Source organism: Rosistilla oblonga, from assembly GCF_007751715.1.
GTDB classification, from domain to species: Bacteria; Planctomycetota; Planctomycetia; order Pirellulales; family Pirellulaceae; genus Rosistilla; species Rosistilla oblonga.
The window spans coordinates 2,992,259-3,013,663 of the sequence record NZ_CP036292.1; the positions used below are offsets into that span (position 1 = coordinate 2,992,259).

Annotated in this window: 13 protein-coding genes; 1 reads left to right on the forward strand and 12 read right to left on the reverse strand. The window is 60.4% G+C overall.

Going from position 1 to position 21,405, the window contains the following annotated elements; all coding sequences use genetic code 11:
* Positions 1-198 precede the first annotated feature (198 nt).
* From CA51_RS10600 to CA51_RS10615, 4 genes are read right to left on the reverse strand one after another with little or no spacing between them, the layout of a single operon-like run.
* Complete coding sequence (locus CA51_RS10600) at positions 199-1,983, reverse strand: prenyltransferase/squalene oxidase repeat-containing protein (protein WP_197451737.1); 1,785 nt, start codon at positions 1,981-1,983, stop codon at positions 199-201.
* 23 nt (positions 1,984-2,006) lie between these two features.
* Positions 2,007-2,417 (reverse strand): ExbD/TolR family protein, encoded by a 411-nt coding sequence (locus CA51_RS10605; protein WP_145120365.1) that lies wholly within the window; start codon positions 2,415-2,417, stop codon positions 2,007-2,009.
* On the reverse strand, positions 2,417-3,472 hold the full coding sequence (locus CA51_RS10610; RefSeq protein ID WP_231746111.1) for a MotA/TolQ/ExbB proton channel family protein: 1,056 nt from the start codon (positions 3,470-3,472) through the stop codon (positions 2,417-2,419). Before CA51_RS10610 ends, CA51_RS10605 begins: the two co-directional genes overlap by 1 nt.
* Positions 3,402-5,282, reverse strand: coding sequence for a tetratricopeptide repeat protein (locus CA51_RS10615; protein WP_145120367.1), 1,881 nt, complete (start codon positions 5,280-5,282; stop codon positions 3,402-3,404). Before CA51_RS10615 ends, CA51_RS10610 begins: the two co-directional genes overlap by 71 nt.
* 839 nt (positions 5,283-6,121) lie before the next feature.
* On the opposite strand from CA51_RS10615, the gene CA51_RS10620 reads away from it, so the two are divergent.
* Entirely contained in the window at positions 6,122-7,120 is a 999-nt protein-coding gene (locus CA51_RS10620) for a hypothetical protein (RefSeq protein WP_145120368.1), read from the forward strand.
* Between the two features lie 268 nt (positions 7,121-7,388).
* On the opposite strand, the gene CA51_RS10625 is transcribed toward CA51_RS10620, so the two are convergent.
* The 8 genes from CA51_RS10625 to CA51_RS10660 form a co-directional block, all read right to left on the reverse strand.
* Entirely contained in the window at positions 7,389-11,090 is a 3,702-nt protein-coding gene (locus CA51_RS10625) for a DEAD/DEAH box helicase family protein (RefSeq protein WP_145120371.1), read from the reverse strand.
* 742 nt (positions 11,091-11,832) lie between these two features.
* Complete coding sequence (locus CA51_RS10630) at positions 11,833-12,621, reverse strand: SDR family NAD(P)-dependent oxidoreductase (RefSeq protein ID WP_145120373.1); 789 nt, start codon at positions 12,619-12,621, stop codon at positions 11,833-11,835.
* Positions 12,622-12,875: 254 nt separating this feature from the next.
* Entirely contained in the window at positions 12,876-13,529 is a 654-nt protein-coding gene (locus CA51_RS10635; RefSeq protein ID WP_231746112.1) for a 3-keto-disaccharide hydrolase, read from the reverse strand.
* 1,759 nt (positions 13,530-15,288) lie between these two features.
* Positions 15,289-15,825, reverse strand: coding sequence for a carboxymuconolactone decarboxylase family protein (locus tag CA51_RS10640; protein ID WP_145284706.1), 537 nt, complete (start codon positions 15,823-15,825; stop codon positions 15,289-15,291).
* A gap of 330 nt (positions 15,826-16,155) precedes the next feature.
* Positions 16,156-17,013: an alpha/beta hydrolase gene (locus CA51_RS10645; RefSeq protein WP_145120377.1), complete on the reverse strand. Its 858-nt coding sequence runs from the start codon at positions 17,011-17,013 to the stop codon at positions 16,156-16,158.
* Positions 17,014-17,080: 67 nt separating this feature from the next.
* A complete protein-coding gene (locus tag CA51_RS10650; protein ID WP_197451739.1) occupies positions 17,081-19,006 on the reverse strand; it encodes a tetratricopeptide repeat protein in 1,926 nt (641 codons plus the stop codon).
* A 49-nt stretch (positions 19,007-19,055) separates the two neighbouring features.
* Positions 19,056-19,886 (reverse strand): PP2C family protein-serine/threonine phosphatase, encoded by an 831-nt coding sequence (locus CA51_RS10655; protein WP_145120381.1) that lies wholly within the window; start codon positions 19,884-19,886, stop codon positions 19,056-19,058.
* A gap of 24 nt (positions 19,887-19,910) precedes the next feature.
* Positions 19,911-21,200: a serine/threonine protein kinase gene (locus CA51_RS10660; RefSeq protein ID WP_145120383.1), complete on the reverse strand. Its 1,290-nt coding sequence runs from the start codon at positions 21,198-21,200 to the stop codon at positions 19,911-19,913.
* Between the last annotated feature and the right edge of the window lie 205 nt (positions 21,201-21,405).

Genomic DNA, 21,405 nt, shown 5'->3' on the forward strand with positions numbered 1-21,405 from the left:
GATTTTTAATATGGCGCCGTTCGGGCTTAGGAGACCGACACGCGGGCGGTCATGGTCAGGGCGTTTCAGGCCGGAGGCCGACACATTCCCTGCCGGTGGTGTAAGCCACCGGGACTTTGCACTACTAAGAACCCCAAGGCCGGAGGCCGGCACAATTTGCTGTCGGCCATCGCGTGATGGAGCCCAGAGCCACCGCCGCTACCGCACCAGCGGTCGCACCGCGCCGTTGGCGATCTTTTCGGGGCCTTGGTGCAGCGTCAGGTGTCGGTAGTAGACTTCCAAACACAAACAGCCCATCGCCGTCGTGTAGACTTCGCCGCCGTAGCCGCCCCAGACGCTGGTCGTCGGCCAGCTGCCGTCGCTGCGTTGGGTTGCTAACAGCCGCCGCTTCATCGCTTCGTTCCACCGCGTCCAGGCCGGCGACTGTAACTGATGCAGCGCCAGCGAGGCGTAGTACCAGTAATAAAAATTGTCCTCGCCCATCCCCGGCAGCTCTTGCAAAATGTACGCCTCCGCTTCGGCGATCTCCGCCGGCGGAACGTAATGCCCCAACAACAACCGCGACGCCAATGCTTCTGCGGTCATCGTTCGCGATGGCGGACGCTTGGGGCGATACGACGCCAGCCCGCCGCGGCCGGCGCGGACTGTCGACAGGAAGGTTCGCAACCGGTGGTCGATCTGCGGATCGAGGTTCATCCCTCCCTGCTTGCCACTCTCCATCGCCATCGCTTGCCAACCGAATTGGCTGGTGTCGCCGGTGTCGCCCGGTTGATAACGCCAGCCGCCGGTCGACGGATGTTGGATCCGAGCGGAATAGCTGAGCGCGTCGGCTGTCGCTTGAGCCAGCCGCGGATCGCGGGTCAACGCAAACGCTTCGCCCAATGAAAGGGTGGCGATGCTGTGGCAATACATCCGCGCGTACGTGCCGGCTGGTCCCCCCATCGATCCGTCGTTCGCTTGCCGGTTCAACAACGCTTGCAGGCCACGGGCGACGTTGTCGTTGTACGGTCCTTCGAGATGCGTGTGTCCGCTTCCCATCAGCGACAGCAGCGCCAACCCGGTCAGCCCCGTCTCGGCTCGCTTCCCCGCACCGTTGCGATTCTCACCTAGGGGCATCCGTTCCTGCCCCGCTCCGGTCGTCGTCGGATCCCAGATTCCGTCGGGGCGTTGACGCGAAGCGATGAACCGCAGTCCAGCCGCCACGGCAGCTTCGGTGCGGTCGTCGCCGCCGGTTGCGATCAATGCACTCCGACGCGCCGGGCCGCGACGGTTGGCGAAGTCGTCGGGACGTGGTGATGCGACCGGCGTCGCGACTGTCTGAGTTGGTACGGGGACGCCCGACGCGGCGCTGGCGGGTTGAGCGGCCAGCGGTTCGGTTGGCTGCGGCGTCGCAGCTGCTGGTTTCGGCATCGGTGGCTCGGGCGTCGGCATCGGCTCCGGTGCATCCGCCTGTGAAAGCGTCGCATCAGCCAACAGCAGATCGGTCATCATTTGATCGATCTGCGCGTGCGTCTCGTTCAACTCGATCGGCTCCGCGGCAAACTCGGGCGGATCGGTCGACGTCTGCATCGGCAGCTCCGACGGCGCCGGAGCCGTGACGACAGCCGGCTGCGGATCGGGGGCGGGCGTCGGCAGCTCCAGCGGCGGGACGAAGGTCTCGGGTGTTTCGTCGAGCGAAGCCGATTGGTCGGGATCGAAGGTCTCGACGTCAGCGATCGTGACCATCACCGGAGCGTTGCCGTCGATTGCGCCCGGGGCGTCTCCGGTCCCTTTGCCCGGTTGGTCCTTGGTCGGTACAAACCAGAACAGCGAGCTGTGGATCAGGACCGATAGAACCGCACACGCGATCGCGGCCTTGGGACGTCGGCGGCCCGATTGCCGTCGCCACAGAACCCACGTAGCAACAACCAGTACCATCGCCATCACGGCGAGGAACGCCAACCAGGGCGTTTGCGCGAGCGTTGAATCGGTGATTGACTTCATGCGATGCACGACGAGAGCTGATGCTATCGCTGCATTCGAACAGCGATTCCCATATCGGTGATTCCGGCCTGGCGAACGACTTGCAGGACTTCGGCAATCGCTTGGAAATTGCCTTGCCCATCGCCTCTCACTACTACACTCGTATCGGCATATTGAGCGGCCGCACTCGTTAGGGTTTGCTGCAATTGATTGATAGCAACTGGATTCTTGTCCAGCAACAACGACCCATCGGCGAGGACATCGACAACCCGTTGGTCGGGCCCCCGAGTGATCGATTGCAGATTCCCCACTCCCGGCACGTTAACCTTGATGCTCCCCTCCTGGTCGGTGAACTTCGCCCCGACCATAAAGAAGATCACCAACAGGAAGACGACATCGATCATCGGCGTCAGATTGATCGTCGCCTCTTCGCCACTGCGTCGTTGATATGCCATTATGCAGCCTTTCGTCGCCGCGCCTTCGGCGCCGCTCCGCCGCTTTCGGCCGAGACCGCGTCGATGACTCCCAGTGACAAGCGTTCGATCTCAGCCAGATAGCCGTCGGCTCGCGAGCTGAAATACATGTAGGCCAGGTAGGCGGGGATCGCCACGGACAGCCCGCCGGCGGTCGTCACAAGTGCTTGGCTGATCCCGACGGCTAGCAATTCCGGATGCCCTGCCCCGGCTTCGGACGCCATCGTTTCAAACGCGTCGATCATGCCGAGCACGGTTCCCAGCAGTCCAATCAAAGGAGCGACATTACTGACGGCGTGGAAGACACGCAGATAGCGTCGCAATCCGTCGGCGGTCCGTTCCAACGCGTCGAAGACAGCCGCTTCGATCTCGACCATCGGACGGCCGGTTCGCTTGACCGCCGCGATAAAGACGTCGGCGACGGCGCAGTCGAATTCGTTGCAGACCTCGTTCGCCTCTTCGATGTCCAATTGCCCATCGTCCAGCTTTTCGCGGAACCGGCGGACAAAGGGGCGTGGGATCACGCGGCCGCGGCGCAGCGAGATCAAACGCTCGCAAATCAATCCGATCACGATCAAGCTGCAGATGCCCAGCGGTATCATCAGCAACCCGCCGGCGCTGATCTGAGACTTTAAGCTCGACGCCCATCCCGGCACCCAAGACGACGATTCTTCGCCAGTTTCCTCGGCCGGAGCTTCAGCGGTCGGCTGCGGTTGAGCGGCCGGCGGGATCGATGGGATCGCTGTCGGTTGCGGCGCGAAGCCGCCCTGTTGGCCAAAGCCCTGTTGTTGGAAAGATTGACCCGGTTGGCGGAACTGTTGCGCCGCAGCAATTCCGGGAACGCTAATCGCAAACGCTAGCATCATCGCCAGCGTGGCGATCGAGCGCGCAGCGGTCGGCCTGGCTGCGGCGGTCGTTGCGCAGCGGGGAGCTTGGTTCGGTGCGGCGTGGCTTGCTAGCATCGGTTTAGCGAGTCGTTTCGTTTCCGATCCAGCCGAGGCGGCGGCTGGCCAGACGAGCGTATGGTGATTTGGCATGTTTGTTCAGCAGACTTGTGTAGCAAACGGCGGCGTCGCGAAAGTTACCCATCTTTTCAAACGCCTTGCCGGCTTGCAGCAACGCCGCGGCTCCCCATCCCGATTCGGGGAACAACGTCTCGCAACGGCGGTAGGCGTCGATAGCGGCACGGTAATCTCGCTGCATGAAATAGGTTTCGCCGATCAACCACTGGGCTCGGCCACGCAAGCGTTGATCCGCTGCGGGGGACAGCACCACGGTGTCGAGTAGTTTTCGCGAGCTATCAAAGTCGGCGCGGCGAATGGCCAACTGAGCTGCCACGATCTGGACGTATTGCCGATCGCGAGACGATTCGGCTGCGGCCGTCGCCGCGGCAATCGCCTGTGTAGCTTCATCGACCGAACCGACCTGCACCGCCAGTTCGGATCGCCGCAACAACACTACAAATGTCGGCTCGGAACCGGCCGCCAATCGCGTGAATAAATCATAAGCTGCCTTAGAACTTCCCAAACGCTGCAAACTCTCGGCGATCACAGCTCCCTGGTGTTGGTTGCTAACCAACACCTCGGCTGGCATTTTGGCTGTCGCTTCGGTGATCACCGACCAATGCTGGTGTTCAAACAACCAATCGATGATCGCTCCGGTGACGATGTGCTGCTGCGGATCGATCATCCGTTGCAGACCCGCGTCGGCAAATCGCAGCACGATCTCGTTCCCCGCCGTCTCGCTCAAGCGGTCCAACGTCTGAGCGACCAACTGCGGATCGCCCGCGTTAAAGACGACCGACGCGACCGCTTCGAACTTTGCGTCGTCCCCCGATTTTGCCGCGTCGGCGATCGCCAAGTGCAATACGCTGCGAGCGGCGGGAGTGTCGGTGTGTTGTTGAGCCAAGTGAGCTCGTGTTTCTTGCAGCAGTTCCTCGTCGCCAGCTTTCTGAGCGATCTGGATCAGCAGCGTCAGGCCGTCGACGGTCTCGCTAGCATCGGCGTATTGGGCGTACAAGCGTTGCAGCAACTCGATAGCTACCGGCGTCTGGTCGGCGTCGATCTGCTTCCGTGCTGCAGCTAGCAAAGCTCGCGCGGCGCCGGGCGACTTGGGATAGTTGTCGACGTATTCCAACAACGCATCGGCTGCTTCGGTCGGCGTCGTCGCCAATGCGGCTTGAGCCCAGGCGTAGCCGAGAGCGGCTTCCTGTTTGCCGCGGTCGTCTTGATCGTTTTCCATCTGCCAGCCGAAGGCTTCGCGAGCCGTCTTGGCTTCGCCCTGCTTCAGCGCGTCGGCGGCGACCTTCTTTGCTAGCGAGACGGTGACGTTGGGATCGAGTTCACCCGAGTCGGCTCCTTTCTGCAGATGCAACCAGGCTTCGCTGCATCGCTCGTCTTCGCACAGGGCGGAGATCAGCATCGGATAGGCGGCCGCTCGTTCGCTGGGCGATGTGGAGACCTGGATCGCCTGGTGCGCGTGTTCGGCGGCGGCGGAATAGCGGCCGGCGTGCAGCTGGCACTTGGCGCAACTCAAGCGAATGGGAGCTTCACGCACGCGGTTGCTTCGCCGTTTGAGTGCAGCTTCGAAGACGTCCGCTGCTTCGGCATTGCGTCCCATCGCCGAGAGAGCTTGGCCGTTTCCGCACATCGCTTGGACCGCAGCGGGATGCTCGGGATTCTTCTTGACGAATTCAGCCAGCGTCGCCGCCGCCTTTTCGAACGAACCGGCAGCCAATTCGGCCAGACCGGCCCGAAACGAATCCTCCGCCGTCGCGGAGACGCCCAAGGTGATTAGAAACGCCGTGAAAATCGTGCGAAGATTCAGGAAAAACGCTTGTTTGCGCATCTCTCCCCCAGAGAAAGGGTGGTTGTGGAGCCGAGAGATTGTGATCCGTCACAAAGGTAAACCGGGGGGAGTGTACGCAACAAAAAGGAAGCACGACAACCCCATCAGCCGCTGGCGCGATAGCGGCTTGTCGGTTTAGTCACAACGAGCTTCCATGTATTAGCCGATTGGGCGTTAGCCCCGGTTTAGTGGCCTGTCAGGTATACGTAAGTCATGGTGAGTTATCTCGAGCGAACGCTCGCCAGGCCAGCGAGAAGTCTTTCGTTCGTCGCAGACCGCTTCACATCGCATTCAACCGAGTCAGGGCCGCAGGCACGACCATTTGCATAGCCCAGGCCATCGGCCTGGGGTCTAGCGGCGATGATTGACATGGTTGGGCTGTAGGCCCGGTCGATTGTCACCACCTCCCCCGGGGCGTTGCCCCTTCACCCGTTGTGAAATGAAACCGGGCGACGTCGGCTGGTACCCAGCCCTGCAGGCTGGGCTATGCAAATTGCTGGACCTTCGGCCCGCGACAGGCGTGTGAGGTATGTGCCTGTCCCTTTCGCCGATTGCTTTCGCCGTTGTCTGCGACTTGCGTATAACTGACAGTGGGCGTTAGCCTCGGCTTGCTGGCAGCGGAACCGGGGCTAACGCCCAATCGGCTGACTAAACCGGCGAGCCGCTAGCGTCCGGTTCGTTCGCCAACGACCACACCACACAACCGCGGGCAAGCGTCTTGTGGCTGATTTGCTTCCAGACTCCCTCGCTTCCAGACTCCCTCGCTCCCAGCTCCTCCACTAAACTAGCGAAACGAAACGCACCATCGCAGCTCCTGAAACGAATACGGAATCGAACACATGTCGTGGTTTCAACAATTGACAGGGATCGACGAATCGTCGCCGCAGCAGGTGCGAGCGCAGTTGAGTGTCGATGGCGAGGATCTCGTCTGTCCCGATGGCACTCGCATCGCCTGCGGGCGGTTGGAAACGCCGACGCTAGTTGAACTGCGTGCGCGAGCCGCGGCGACGGACTCGCCCCGCGGACGTTTATCGCTTCGAGAGATCGTCGCCGATGTCCGCCGCTTGCATGCGGATCCGGGCAACGCCAACTCGCTCTTCCAAGTCGCGTCGCAATTTAATCTGTTGGAGATGGCTTCTCCCACGGTGACTCCCGAACGAGGTGTGGGGATCTACGAACACGACCACACACAAGGTCCCGCCTGCGCCGTCGCGTGTGGAGCGGGCACGATCTATCGCAACTACTTTGCAGCGGTGGGAGATTGCGTCGGCCAATCGCGCGACCACCAGATCGATTGCAGCGCCGACCTCGGCCGGCTGCTGGGCAATCGCGAGCAGCAACTTTGGCGAATGCAAAACGGTTACCTCTTTCCGACCGATTCGGGGCTGCGTCAGATCAGCCGGACGTTGGAATCAGCCGCTGCCGGCGAACTCGACAGCTATCGCGACGCGTTGCGTATCGGGCTGCAATGGAACACGGCGGTGACGCTTGCGGGATCCAGCCACCGCGTCTCGCAAGCCTATTGTTCGGCGCTGCCGGTCGCTTACGGAAGCCAACCCGCGGCGGATTGGACAGCGTTTGCGAAACTGGTTCTAGAAGCTGCCTACGAAGCGACGTTGGCCGCAGCGGTCGTCAACCTCGCCGAAACCGGTTCGAACAAGCTCTACCTGACGCTGTTGGGAGGCGGAGTGTTCGGGAACCGGAACGAGTGGATCATTGCAGCCATCGAGCGCGCGGTCGCCAGCTACCGCGAAACCCCGTTGGATATCGCGATCGTCTCCTACGGCGCATCCCATCCCGCCGTAGCCGCCCTCGTCCAACAGTTTTCCAAATCGTAGTGGACGAGGCCACGAGTCCCCCCTCAAAACGATTCGTAGTGGACGAGGCAACGAGTCCCCTCAACAACAATGCCGCATCGCTATTCGTAGTCGACGAGGCCACGAGTCCCCTCAACACAAAACGATTCGTAGTGGACGAGGTCACGAGTCCTCCCTCACCAAAACAAAGGAACCATCGGTCAACCAGTCGCACCGTTGATCTATCCGGTAGGGACCCAAACGCGTGCCGCAGCGGGAAATGATTGCTGCCGCGATCGCGTCAACGGTTTCAAGTTCCCTGCGCCGGATCGATGACGCAGATGAACTCGCCGATGACTCGTAGATCCTCGGCATCTTCTGGCGTTATGTCGATTGGTTTGTAGTCGGGATTGAGTGGTTGCAGCTGGATCGTTGTGTGTTGCCAACCATCCTCGTCGACGCGCTTTGTCGAGTGGTAGCGTTTCACGGTGTATCGACCACCCTCCTCGGGATCGAGATGCGTGTTGACTTGCACCAGCAGGAGTTTACCTTCGCGCGTGCCGGGAGTGATCGGGCGGAACAAGCACCAAGCGTCGTTGGGAATGACAGGCTCCATCGAGTGGCCGATCACATGAGCGGCAAACATTCCCTTTTCCAGCCGCCGATCGTCGACGGCGATCCAACCGATCTCTGCCGGGACACCCTCGGGGCCCCATTGCCCCGCAGCGACGGAAAGATCGTAGACCGGCGCGTGCGTGGTGAATTTTTTGGGATCGGAAATCTCCGGCAAGATTTGCGGAATCTCCGAAGACTCCGTCGTGGCCGGTTCACTCGCATCTGTTGCTTCGACGTCGCATGGTGCTACCGACCATCTTCCGTTCTGACTTTTGAACAGCACGCGGAAGTTGGTCCCTGGCAATCCGGCGTCGGGACCAAACCATGATTTCAATAACTCTCCCAATTGGTTCTTCGTCTCGCCTGCCGGTGCTGCAACGTTGCATGCGATCTTGACCATCTTAAATTCCCACATCGCTCCGTCGGGCAGCTGCATTGGCGTCGGGCCAACAGGGCGGCCGGGGACCTTCGATTTGTCGGGCAGAAACAGGATGGGCCGTCCGCTGGCGTGCGAGACCTTGGCTTCGAATACGATGTGTTCTGGAGATTCGGTTGCAGTCAGACGTCGGCTCCGCGTATAGGCTGCAAGCCGCCAATCGACAAGTTCTTCCGTCATCGATTCGAGAGCAGCTCGCACGTGGACGGGACAGTCGATCGTCGTTTCAAATCGGTCGCCGGAGCGTTTGAACCAGACAGCGTTGTTTTGTGGTGCGAGCCAACGCGAGATCGGCCATTTGATCCACCACTTGGCCCACTCTTGATCGGTCGCCTTATCGTGATCGATCGCATGCTGCGTTCCCTCAAGATCGCGGCGGAGTACGTCGTGCCGCTGCATATACGAACGGCACTGTTTTGCAAAATCGAAGAGGTCGACACCCGCAAACAATTGACCGCTGTCCAGAAGGACTCTCAGCACAACCATCTTGTACGACTTGTTAAGGTTGGTCGTTTCGAGCGTCTTCAGCCAGTCGGTAAACCGCGATACGACTTCGGCTTCGTCGGGATCGAGGTCCTCTTCCGCATGAACAAATTCGAACCAGCTTCCCTCGGCGGCGCTGATCGCACGCGGCAGATAACCACGGCTGAACACCTCCATCGCCGTGGGGCGGCGTCCGAGTTCATCGCGAAGCCCCCGGTAGCCTTCGATCGCCGCGGTCCTTCCCTGAGGAAGAAACTCTTTGAGCATGTCCTTGGCATCGAGCTCAACATCCAACAGGCAACCTTCGGGCAGCTGGAGCGGTTTGCCGGCCAGCCAATCTCTGAGCGATTGCCATTGGTCACATCCCGATTGGAGCGACAATAGGTGGACGATGCGTTGAGCGAAGATGCGATGGTTGCCGACAAAATCGAGGACCAGCAGACGCGACTTCCCCTCGGCCGCGCGGAGCCCACGGCCCAGTTGTTGCAAGAAAATGATTTTTGATTCGGTGGGACGGAGCATCACGACGCGGTCGACCGCGGGAATGTCGAGTCCCTCGTTGAACATGTCGACAACACACAACGCTTGCAGCTTTCCATCACGCAGCTGGTCGAGCGATTCGCCGTAGGCATCGCTCCCGTCGCCAGAAAAGACAGCCGCCGCCGATACTCCTTTTGTTCTCAGCCAATCACGTGCAAACAACGCGTGCCGTCGCGAGCAACAGAAGACCAGGGTCCGTTTGGCCGGATGGTTTTCCATCGCCAGCCAAAGTTTCTGCATCCGTTCGCTTTGCTCGACCTGCACCTCCAACTCTGCGACGTCGAAACGTCCGTTCCGCCACGGAATCTGACGAAAGTCGACGGTGTCTTTGATGCCGACGTAGTGGAACGGCACGAGTGCGTCTTCGGAAATCCCGTCGCCAATCGTCGCGTGATACGCCAAGTTGTCGTCGAAGATCGTCGCGACATCGACCCCGTCGGTTCGTTCCGGAGTGGCGGTCAAACCGAGCGCAAAATCGCAACGGATTTGGGCGAGAACTCGGCGATAGCTTGGGGCGTGCGCGTGGTGTACTTCGTCCATGATCAGGTAATCGAAATGCTCATCGGCCAGCCGCTGCAGTCCTTCGGGACGCGACAGTTTCTGCACCGATGCGACAACCAGCTCTCCTGCAAGTTCGCTGCGGTCGCCGATGTACCAAGCCGTCGATCCCTCCGCGAAACGGTGGTCTAACATTCGCGATACAACTGCTTCCGCTTGGGCCAATATGTGGGCCCGGTGGGCGACGATCAAAACTCGCGGCCGCCGCTTGATCGTCATTCCATATTGGCAGGCATCCAACGCGGCCAACCACGTCTTTCCCATTCCTGTCGCCACGGCGACGAGCGCTCGACGATGCCCGGCGGCGCGGATTTGGGCAAGCGACTTGAGCGCTTCCAGCTGCCATGGACGAGGGTTGGGAATTTCCTGTGCTTCGGGTTGGTTCGGGACAACGTGAGTTTGGTGGTACGTTTTTGCTGCCGCTGTATATTCGGTGACCGAGGCCGGCGTTAGCGGCGACGCGACATCCCACAGCGAATCGAATGCTTCCGAAAATTGGGTGTGCGACGTCGCCGGTTCCTTGGTGCTCGACAACAGATTCCATTCGACACCAGTCAACAAGGCGGGCTTCGACAAGTTGCTGCTGCCAACGGAAATGAAGTCGCTCGCTCCTTCAACGATCCGCCAGGCCTTGGGATGAAACGATGCGGGCCTAGAGGAGAGCTTTGCCGTTTCGATCAGCTTGGCTTGCAGTTGGCCAGCTGGCACGCTTTCGGTCGCCAGGTCGCACCATCCGAGCAGGGTGCGGAGTGCTCGCGGATCGGAGATGTAGAGATAATCGCTGACCAAGATCCGTACGACGGCTTGGTTTGCAATCGCCTCGAAAAGCCGTTCTTCAATGACTTCTAAACCAGACGACTGCACAAACGAGACGAGTACATCGACCGATTTGGCTGCAACGATTCGCCACGCTAGTTGGTCCCAGAGTGGCGATTCGGGATAGCCAATGCTCAACGTGGGCCCCGAGTTCTCCTGGTCGTGGGCTTGAGAATCAGCTGGCGGTGCCAGGTAGTTCGCTTTGTCGGGAATGACGTGTCGGACACCGCCACGGGGATCTTCGACGTCGCCCAGGTATCTTGGGATGACATGGATGTGAACGTGATCGACAGTCTGTCCCGATGCGGCTCCCGAATTAAAACCTACGTTGTATCCATCGGGACGCGGGCGAAGCGTTTCGTCGAGCTTTTCTTTCACGACGTTGACGAGTTCCATCAGCGCGACTTGTTCTGCCGGTGTTGCATCAAACCACGTCGGCACCAGTCGACGTGTAACAACCAACGCATGCCCCGTCGCAACGGGATATCCATCGAAGATCGCAAACGCCAATGCATTGGCGGCGATCCAATCGGCTTGTGCGACTTGAAGGAACGGAGAGGTCATCGTTGAATCAAAGCGGCATCCAAGAAGTGGAAGCCGAATGTGCAGGAAGGGGGCGAGCGAGAGAGAAGTGCGAGCGTGCTGAGCAGAGTAGGATCCTAACTATCGGACCCTACTCTTGTGTCATGCGATCCGCTACAGAACGTAGGCTCTGGAGACTCTGCGGTCAAGCTAGCCGACTGACAGTCGGCCATTGTGTCGACCTCCGGCCTGGGGCGGTTGGCATGTTAGTGACCGGTGGCTAATGCCACCGGCAGGTCGTGTGCCGGCCTCTGGCCTCCGCGCGGTTGGTTGTTGGTGGGGGCGGTCTTGCTTGTCGAGATGACGCGTGCTGGAATTTGGACTTGGGAATGGTTTGGCTGTGGGATGCCAGTGGCTTATGATACCGGCAGTGGGGGTGGCGGCCTTTGGGCTTGCGGGGCGAGTATCTGTTGGTCGGTGGCTTTAGGCCGGAGGCCGGTAAAGGACCTGCCGGTGGTGTAAACCACCGGAACGAATCCTCGTGCGGAAAACACAAGGCCGAAGGCCGGCACAGGTTTTTGTGTCGGCCTCCGGCCTTTAAGAAGGCAGGTTGTTTTGCGGTGACCGGTGGCTTATCCCACCGGCAGGTCGTGTGTCGGCCTTCGGCCTTTTTTACGGCGCGTTGGGAGGCGGTTCTGCCTATAGAAATGAGGCGTGCCGGGCGTCGGCCTCAGCGCTGTGGGGCGATGAGGCGGAGGGGCAGCATTGGAGCCGCGGGGGCTGTTTAGAAGCAGGTGTCGACGAGGCCGCCGTCGCAGCGGAGGGCGGCGCCGGTGGTCGCTGAGGCGCGTTGGCTGACGACGTAGCTGACAAGCGATGCCACTTCTTCGACGCTCGCAAAGCGTTGGATCAACGATCCGCCGCGGGAGTCGCGAAAGAAGTCACGCTTGACCTGTTCGATGTCCTGCTCGCCCGCCAAGCTCTCGACAAACTGTTCCACCCCTTCGCTCCACGTCGGCCCGGGGAGGACGCAGTTGACGGTCACGCCGGTGTCTTTGAGCGTCTTGGCCAAGCCGCGGGAGATCGACAGTTGAGCGGTTTTGGTCATTCCGTAGTGAACCATTTCGGTCGGGATGTTGATCGCCGATTCGCTGGAAATGAAAACGATCCGGCCCCAGCCCCGCTGCTGCATCGATCCCATCACCGCGCGGCTCATCCGCACGCCACTCATCACGTTGACTTCGTAGAACCGCTGCCAATCCTCGTCGCTGATCTCCGCAAACGGCTTCGGTTCAAAGATCCCCGCGTTGTTGATCAGGATGTCGATCGGCGCGATCGCTTCAGCTGCGGCGACCAGTGCCGCGCACCCGTCAGCTGTCGAGACGTCCGCCGCGACGCCATGCAGCGAATCGCCGCCGCCGAGCTCCTTGGTCGCCCGGGCGAGCGAAGTTTGGCTGCGGCCGTTGATCACCACCGTCGCCCCCTCGTCCAACAGCGACTTGGCGATCGCTTGGCCAATCCCCGAGGTCGATCCGGTGATCACGGCGAGCTTGTTCTTGAGTCCCAAATCCATCGCGGAGGTTCCTGTGCAAGAAGGTGAATCAATTCTGGCCTGCGTCGATCCGCCGTCGCAGCCAATGTTTCCACATTCAATAGATCGGATTCCCCCGCCGCCGTCGAGTGTATGCCCGTGGGCCCGCAGCACTGCATCGCGCCTATCAGCCGCTGGTCCTTAGCCCACGGTTTGGTTGCGTCGACGCGGGACGATGGAACCGGACGCTAACGCGTGACGGCTGATCGGGCGGTTGATAACGCGTGTGCTGCCAATCAGTCGGCTAGCGGTTGGACTTCGGCTTGGCGGATCGCGACGGTACTGCCCGGGTCGTGCTGTTGGAAGGCGAAGTGGCCGGGGCCGTAGGTCTTTTCAAAGTCGAGGTATTCGTACAGCTCGTTCCCGTCGACGGTGATCTTGATGCGAGTCATCTCGCGGCCGCGCCAGACGTCGTCGCGAACTTCGATCTCATAGGTGAACCAGGTTCCCGGTTTAACCAATTGTGGATAGACGTGGCAGAAACCGTAGAGCGATCCGGTGCGGATCGGGTCGGTGTGGGTGCTGTCGATTTGAGCTTCGTAGCCGTCGGAGAATCCGGGCCGCCGCGTGGTGCGGAAGTAGAGGCCCGAGTTGCCGCCGTCGTTGATCTTCACCTCGGCGCGATAGCGGAAGTTTTTGTAGGGGCCGGTTGTGTTGACCAGCATCGAAGGCGTTCCCGATCCCCAAATCGCTCCCTCTTTGACTTCCCATTTGCTGCCGTCCGAACCGACCTTCTCCCAGCCCTCCATCGACTTGCCATCGAACAGCGAGATCCAAGCCGCTTCGTCGCCGCTCGATTTGTTCTCTTCGGCGGTCACAGCGACGGTGCTGCAGAGCGCGGCAAAAATCGAAAAAGCGGCAACGGCGGTGTTTCGTGTGAGGCGGTTCATTTGCATCGTGTAGTCTCTCGATATGGAGGTTGAGTTGGTGTCTTTCATTAGGGGGATGAAGAGCCTAATCGGATCGACGATCGACTGCAAATTTTCGGCTGACAAATTTTGCATGGGAGCGATTGGCGATTGAGATGGTAGGGGCGCGTCTTTGCGGCAGCGGTGGTTTGGAAGACCGGAATGATGCACCGCTTCACCCTCCCCAAAACGCAGTTTGTAGGGGAGGGTCGAACCAGCGCAGCGAGGTTCGGGGAGGTGTGTCGCGCGGCAATTCGACGTCGTTCGATCCCATGGGATGGCCCTCCCCGAAAAACTAGCTAAACGCCCGTTTTTCGACCCTCCCAGCTCCGCCGGGCGGGTGAAGTCGTTGGTTGCCGCCGAGGATTCTTGGGACTTGCGTCCCAGGCTGTTGCATGGCGTGGCTACGCCACTGCAACGCACCTCAGTCGCGAAGCGACGAGATGTGTTAGCCTGGTGACGCAAGTCCCAGGTCTAAGAATGAGCGAGCCACCACGAGTCGCGAAGCGACGACATGGGGGCGGTCCTCTTTGCATCACCGGTGGTTTACACCACCGGCATTAGGTGTGCCGCCCTCCGGGCTCAGGAGGTATTTAGTCGGGTAGAAGTACCGGTGGTTTACACCACCGGCATTGGGTTTGCCGCCCGCCGGGCTCCGGATTTAGTGGGCGAGTTTCTTCATCGGTCATTGATCGGTTGTCCTCAGGCCGGAGGCCGACACATTCCCTGCCGGTGGTGTAAACCACCGGATCGAAGCACCAGCAAAAAACACCAGGCCGGAGGCCGGCAGATGTTTGTGTCGGCCTCCGGCCTTTGATGCCGCGGGGCTCTGCGGCACCGGTGGTTTACACCACCGGCATTAGGTGTGCCGCCCTCCGGGCTCCGGAGATAGTAGGCGCGAGATAATGCATTGGGAGTCCTCAGGCCGGAGGCCGACACATTCCCTGCCGGTGGTGTAAACCACCGGAATGATGCCCTAGCAAAGAACACCAGGCCGGAGGCCGGCAGATGTTTGTGTCGGCCTCCGGCCTTTGTGCAGCGCGGCTCAGCGGCACCGGTGGTTTACACCACCGGCATTGGATGTGGCGCCCTCCGGGCTCGGGAGATCTTTGGTCGGGTAGAAGTACCGGTGGTTTACACCACCGGCATTAGGTGTGCCGCCCTCCGGGCTCCGGAGATAGTAGGCGCGAGATAATGCATTGGGAGTCCTCAGGCCGGAGGCCGACACATTCCCTGCCGGTGGTGTAAACCACCGGAATGATGCACTAGCAAAAAGCAGGAGGCTGGAGGCCGGCAGATGTTTGTGTCGGCCTCCGGCCTTTGATGTCGCGCTGCGCTGCGGTACCGGTGGTTTACACCACCGGCATTGGGTGTGCCGCCCTCCGGGCTCCGGAAATTTTAGGCGCGAGGTAATGCATTGGGAGTTTTCAGGCCGGAGGCCGACACATTCTCTGCCGGTGGTGTAAACCACCGGAATGAAGCACCAGAAGAAACACCAGGCCGGAGGCCGGCAGATGTTTGTGTCGGCCTCCGGCCTTTGATGTCGCGCTGCGCTGCGGCACCGGTGGTTTACACCACCGGCATTAGGTATGCCGCCCTCCGGGCTCAGGAGATCGCTGGCCGGGTTGAAGCACTCCGGTGGTTTACAGCACCGGTGTTAGATGTGGCGCCCTCCGGGCTCAGGGGTCGGAGAGCTCACATTTTGATGGGCCGAGGATTCTGGCGACTCTCTCTCCCTCTTTTAAATCTTTTCGGCGGCGGGGAAGTCGAGTTCGGTGCCGTTGACGTGGTTGAACAGGTTCGAGAACGTGGCTAAGCCGATGTAGCCGACGGCTTCGGCGATTTGCCCATCGCTGTAGCCGGCTGATTTGACAGCCTGCAGTTCCTCGTCGCTGACAAATCCCTTGCTGGCGATCACGCGGCGGACGAAGGTTAGTAGCGATTCGTGCTTAGGGTCGCTCGATTGGAACTGGCGGGCGGCGCGGATCGCGTCGTCAGCTAGACCAACCCGCTTGGCCAACATCGCATGCGCCGAGACGCAGTAGTGGCAACCGTTCTGCTCGCTGACCGCCAAGTAGATGATCTCGCGATCCTCCGGCGAGAGATCGCCTTCGGCCAGCGCGGCGGACATCGACAGATAGGCTTTCAAAGCGGCGGGACTGTTTCCCATACCTTGGAAAATGTTGACGACCTTTCCCATCTGGGATGTCAAATCGTCATAGATTTCCTTCAGCGGTGGCTGAGCTTCGTTGGGGCCGATGGTTTTTAGACGTGGCATAGTCGATCTTTCCTTTGCTTGAAAAACAGGGGTGAACGAACTGGGGGAGGGCTGCCGGTCGATTTGCGGTTTGTCTTGCGGCAAACCGGGGTGAGCGCAATCGCGAGCCGTCAGCTGGAGAACCGGAGGCCATCGCGCGGTGGATGGCATCGTTGGTGGGAAACCAGGATCGGAGCTAAATCGCCTTTGAGGAAAACTGCAGCGTCGCCCTTGTGTTCAAGAGATAGACGCGTAACCACCGTCATTCTTACAGGGAAAATTTTCCCGCCAAAACGCGGGCTGCGGCGGGGGAAGCTCTCGGCCGCAGCTAACCTGTTGTCTCTACTGCTTTTAACGCTTTGAAGCGAGATCCTTGCGGATGAACTTTAGCATCAGTGGGTACGCGGGATCGTCCATCCCGCCGTGGTCGTAGCCGTCGAGTTCGAGCAGTTCGGTGTTCGGATGCCCGACGACCTGCATCATCCGCCACAGGTAAGCGTTCTCTTCGTAGCGGCCGAGCATTTCCAATTCGCGATCGCCGGTGATCAGCAACAGCGGCGGAGCGTCTTTGCGAACGTGATACAGCGGGGCGAGGTCGTCGACGACCGGTTGCTTGCCGCCGATTCCACGCTCCTTGCGGATCGTGAAGTGCGTGATCGTATGGCCGCTGAACGGAATCAAGCCAGCGATCTCGTTGGCGTCGATGTCGTGGGCTGCTAGCCAGCGGCGATCGAGGCCGACCATACTGGTCAGATAACCGCCAGCCGAATGCCCGCTGACATAGATCCGATCGCGCGACCCGCCGTAATCGGCGATGTGGTTAAACGTCCAAGCGACCGCTGCGGCGGCGTCTTCGATGTAAGCTGGCGACTTCACCGCCGGCCCCAAGCGATAGTTGACAGCGACAACGGCGATCCCTCGATTCTTCAGGCCTTGCGGAATCGATTTGTTCCCCGCGGTCAGCCCGCCGCCGTGGAACCAGACGACGGTGGCAAAGTCTTTGCGATCGACAGGGTAATAAACGTCCAACCGGCAACGCTGCATGCTCTCGGGCAGATCGTCGCCGCTGCGATAGGGAACGTCTGCGTCGATCTTGTACTCTTGGCTTTGCTTCTCTTTTTGCTGAGCCGAGGCGAGGCTGGGGAATGCGGCGAGCGGCAAGAGGAACAGGATCGCTAGACGTATTGCGGGAGCGAGAGTGCGCTTCATGGTGGTGTGAGTTCTTGGAGTTGTGGTGGCGGGAAGCGTCGCAGGAGGCGGCGCTGTGAACGTGGGGTTAATCCTTGCGAACGGCGGCGTTCTGTTTTTCGCGATGCTCTTGTTGCTTCTCGATGAAGAAATCGAGTTGCCGACGGATCGGCGGCGAGTGAGGTTCCAAGGCGACAGCTTCGCGCTGCGTGCGGACGGCGGCATCGTAGTCGCCCAGAGCGTAATAACAATGCGACAGCGTATCGGTCAGCGACGCTCGCTTGGGCATCAATTCCAACGAACGGCGACTGTAGGCCAACGCCCGTTTGAGGTCGCCGTTCGTGTTCGCCGCCAGCCAGGCGTATTGGTTGCAGTAATGGGAGATGCCGCGGTTGAGTTGTTGTTGGTTCAGCCCGGCGGCTTGGCGTTCTCCCTCGCGGATCATCCGTTCGAATTCGGTCAGCGCCTCGCGGATCGCTCGCTGGGTCTCCTGTTTCCATTTTTCATCGCCGGGGAAACGATACATCGCGATCAAGATGTCGCCATCCAACGGTGCGGCGGCGAGCGCCGATTTCAGCGACGCGGCGGCTTGTTCATTTTCGCCGGCCTGTTGGTGTCCCAAGGCGGCGTTGTAATGCATCCGGGACTCGAAGTCTTCAAACGAATAGATCAGTTCACGCTGCACGATGCGGCGGAAGTCGCGATCCATCATCATCCGCTGGACGCTTGGCTCGAGCAATTCTGCGGCCGGTTGATAGTCCTCGAATTCGCTGAGGATCATCGCCAGTTTCCACCGCGAGTCGGCCGAGCTGGAGGTGTCGATCGGGCTGCGATCGATAACGTATTGGTATTCGCGTTTTGCCCAATCGAAACGCCCGCGGCTAACCAATTCCATCGCGACCAGCATGTGCCGCTGGGTTGCTTGTTGCCGCGCGTCGGCGGTCATCGGGCTGCTGCCGTCTTCGTTCAGCGGCGCCAGCGGGGCTAGCTCTAACGCTTGCGATACCCATCGCTCGCCCTCCGCCGCGTCGCCGGTTTCGGTCAACGCTTCGGCGACCGCATACGACAGCCAGGCGTCGTTTTTAAAGTCGCTTGCATCGCGCTGGAGCAGCTTCAGCACAATCGTCCACATCTGGTGATCCAACGCCCATTCGACGGCGTTGCGGAGCGGTTGTTTGCGGGCTTCGACAAGTTCCAGACTCTCGGTCGCCAGCGCGAGCGATTCGGCTTGCAGCCCATGTTCCATCGCGCGAACGGCGCAGATGCGGTAGAGTTTAAGAACGGCCAGGTCGTCGCTCGAGCGTGTCGTCTGGCTGGCGACTCGGCTCCGTTCGCTCTCGATCAACGCTCGCCACGCGGAGACATTAAATTCGTCGTTGGCTAGATCGCGAGCGTACAGCGTCAACCACTTCGACGCTTCCCGCGAATTCGCGCCCAACGATTCGGCGATCACCGCGCTGTTGCGGCGACGAAGCTCGATCGAATCGGATGTCGGTTGCTGCATGATCAGCAACGCCGCAGCACGACTCAGCCGCAGCTTGGTCTCGAAGCGGACCAATCGGCAGAGCGCGGCAAGCCCTTCGCGTTGAGGCAGCCCCGCCAAGCGATCCATCCGACTCTTGCGTTCGACTTCCGTCTGGGCGCCGTATTCGGAAAGGATCTGGCGGACGTCGGTCGAATCGTCTTCGGTCGACCAACTGACTTGCAAGCTTTCGACGAGATAACGAGCCGCCATCGCGATCTCGCTGTCGTCGTTTAATTGAGCAGCGTGCAACGCGTCGAAGGCCATCAGTCCCATTCGCTGCAGTTCGCCGCGAGCGCGGATCCGTTTGGCGTAGCTTGGATCGCCCAGTTGTTCGATCAGCCGATCGACTTGCGCACGAAGTTCGACGTCGCTTGGTGGAGCGAGCGGAGCGTCGGCAGCGGCCAGCGGCGAACAGCTAAGCCAGACCGACAGCATCGCGATTGCGAGCCCAGCAGTCGTCGTTCGGGCGGAGAGGATTGGCGTTGGCATTGAAAGGACCATCTTTGGACGCATCGTGGGCAAAAGCAGAGTTTACAGTTTAACCGGATTGGCGGCGGAATAGCAAAACCGTCAGGTCGTCCGGTTTGCTGGGCCGGCCTTCGCCGGGGTTCCACATCCGCTGGGTCGCCAGTTCGGTGAGTTCGTTGGCACAGTCGCAGATTTTTCCTTTGCGGATCCGCCGAATCGCCTCTTGAGTCGTGACGTTGTCGGTAAGTCCGTCGCTGGCCAGCATCACGGTATCGCGAGCTGCCAGGCGGATCGCCGATCCGATCTCGATCCGCATCGATGGCGAACCGACGGCGTTCAGGATCACGTGCCGCTCGGCATGGTCCATCGCTTCGCTGGAATCGAGCAGTCCGGCGGCGAGCCCAAAACCGACGGGCGAGTGGGATGTCGTTTCGAGTTTGATCTTGCCTCGCGAGCCGACGACCAACACGACCGAATCGCCCGCGTGGTAGGGACGGACTTCGTTTTGCGAGATTTCGACGACGGCGAGCGTCGTCCCCGAACCGGTTCCCATCGCCTGGACCGCGTCGTTGGCGCGTTCGAATCCGTTGATGATTCCGATTCGCAGCATCTGTTTTTGCTGCAACGCTTCGTTGACCGCTCGGATCATTTCGCGAACCGCCGTCAGCGAAGCGACTTCGCCTGCGGAATGTCCTCCCATCCCATCGGCGACGATCAGCACGCAGGAGTTTTCATCGCAGGGGACGATTGCGGCGACGTCTTCGTTGGGAGTTTCCTTGCAGGGGCTGCGCGACGAAAAGACCGCCGACTCGCCGCCGCCAATGGCATGCGCGACCGACGCGGTCATCCGCCGGTTGCAGTAGATCACCGCGGGGCCTGGATTGCCTGAATTGAGCTCCAACTGAACGTCCTTTTCCGATCGGGTTTAGATGTCCGTGGCGCACCAAGGGCAACAGCTCCAGAATTCGCGACTCACGCCCCAACCACACGATCGGCATTTGTCCTTCGATCCGGTCAAGTTCCACGTCCGCTGGACCCGAGTGTCGCACCAGGGGCAAAATCGCATGAAGGGCATCAAGCGGCCGCCACACTCCTCGTTGTCGCACGAGGTCGTATATCGTTTGTCGGTGAACGAGCGGGTCGATCCGAGTTCGAACTCGGGCCCCTCGCACCACGGGCAGAAGGACCAATCGAGTTTCATGCCCCCTTCGCATCGCGGGCAGACTTGCGGGAACCGCGTTTCGCGGACATGCATCTGTCGGTCGGAACTGCACCACGGGCAGGCGATCATCGATTCGGCGACCGGCCCTTTGCACTTCTTGCACGATCCGTTGACGTCGATCACCTTGCCGTAATTGCGGAGGAATTGTTGGTACCGCAGCGTCCGCCAATCGCGGCCGGTCTTCTTCTTTTTTCCGGCGTTAGCCGTCGCTTCGTTGTTCAGGATCGCGCGAGCTTTCAGTCGGCGAAAGGCCGACAGCATCTGCGTCGCGTTGCGATAGCGGCGCTGTGGTTCCATCTGCAGCGACCGCCGCAGCATCTCGACAAACTCGGGACTCACCCGATCGCAGAGGGCTCGATAATTGGGCGGTGGCCAGGCGAAAGGCCATTCGGGCAACTTGCCGCTGAAGACCCGGTAGAGCACCAAACCCAAGGAGAAGACGTCGCTGCGAAACGACGGTCGCCCCATCGCTTGTTCGGGGGCGATGTAGCCGACGGTGCCGGAGCCGGAGGCGCGAAGCGTTCGCATCGCGATCTTTGCGATCCCAAAGTCGGTCAGCCGCAGGTCGCCGTTGGCAAACAGGACCATGTTTTCAGGCTTCAGATCGCAGTGGATGATCCGCCGCTGGTGAGCGTATGAAACCGCTTCGAGCATCTGTTCGGTGTAGCTGATCCCCTGGGCCATCGACATCCGCTTGGTGATCCGATCGCCCAGCGTCTGTTCGGCCAGAGGGAACGCTAGCACAAAATGCCCCTCGATGAATTCAGCATTTTTCAGCGAAAGGATGTGCGGATGGTCCAAGGAGGCCATCATCCGCACCTCTTTCAGGCATTCCTCCAACGTATCGGAGCTGAGCGATTGGGAATACGGGATCTTCAGCGCAACGCGGACTCCTTCGATCGTGTCGAGCGCACGGTAAACACCAGCGAAGCCGCCTTCGCCGAGCTTCTTTTCGATCTGGTATTTTCCGAGCTTCTGTCGTGACTTGATCATCCAGGTGCAGCAATCAAAGATCCAGGTCGCCGTCGGGCGATTTGAAACCAAGCAAACTCAACATTCGTATGATACTTCATGCCTAGCATATCCAATCGATCGCTTCGCGAAAGCGTGTCGTAATGTTTCTGGCTGCGTGAATCCATAATTCAAATCGAGCTTCCGGCGGCAGCGGGCACCGTGGCGGAGGCACAATCGAGCCGAT

What these genes read in the sequence shown, in the direction of transcription:
- CA51_RS10605 (WP_145120365.1), bottom strand. Translation starts at nt 2,417, where the DNA reads ATGGCATATCAACGACGCAGTGGCGAAGAGGCGACGATCAATCTGACG.
- CA51_RS10620 (WP_145120368.1), top strand. Translation starts at nt 6,122, where the DNA reads ATGTCGTGGTTTCAACAATTGACAGGGATCGACGAATCGTCGCCGCAG.
- CA51_RS10635 (WP_231746112.1), bottom strand. Translation starts at nt 13,529, where the DNA reads ATGAACCGCCTCACACGAAACACCGCCGTTGCCGCTTTTTCGATTTTT.
- CA51_RS10645 (WP_145120377.1), bottom strand. Translation starts at nt 17,013, where the DNA reads ATGAAGCGCACTCTCGCTCCCGCAATACGTCTAGCGATCCTGTTCCTC.
- CA51_RS10615 (WP_145120367.1), bottom strand. Translation starts at nt 5,282, where the DNA reads ATGCGCAAACAAGCGTTTTTCCTGAATCTTCGCACGATTTTCACGGCG.
- CA51_RS10640 (WP_145284706.1), bottom strand. Translation starts at nt 15,825, where the DNA reads ATGCCACGTCTAAAAACCATCGGCCCCAACGAAGCTCAGCCACCGCTG.
- CA51_RS10630 (WP_145120373.1), bottom strand. Translation starts at nt 12,621, where the DNA reads ATGGATTTGGGACTCAAGAACAAGCTCGCCGTGATCACCGGATCGACC.
- CA51_RS10660 (WP_145120383.1), bottom strand. Translation starts at nt 21,200, where the DNA reads ATGATCAAGTCACGACAGAAGCTCGGAAAATACCAGATCGAAAAGAAG.
- CA51_RS10600 (WP_197451737.1), bottom strand. Translation starts at nt 1,983, where the DNA reads ATGAAGTCAATCACCGATTCAACGCTCGCGCAAACGCCCTGGTTGGCG.
- CA51_RS10650 (WP_197451739.1), bottom strand. Translation starts at nt 19,006, where the DNA reads ATGCCAACGCCAATCCTCTCCGCCCGAACGACGACTGCTGGGCTCGCA.
- CA51_RS10625 (WP_145120371.1), bottom strand. Translation starts at nt 11,090, where the DNA reads ATGACCTCTCCGTTCCTTCAAGTCGCACAAGCCGATTGGATCGCCGCC.
- CA51_RS10610 (WP_231746111.1), bottom strand. Translation starts at nt 3,472, where the DNA reads ATGCCAAATCACCATACGCTCGTCTGGCCAGCCGCCGCCTCGGCTGGA.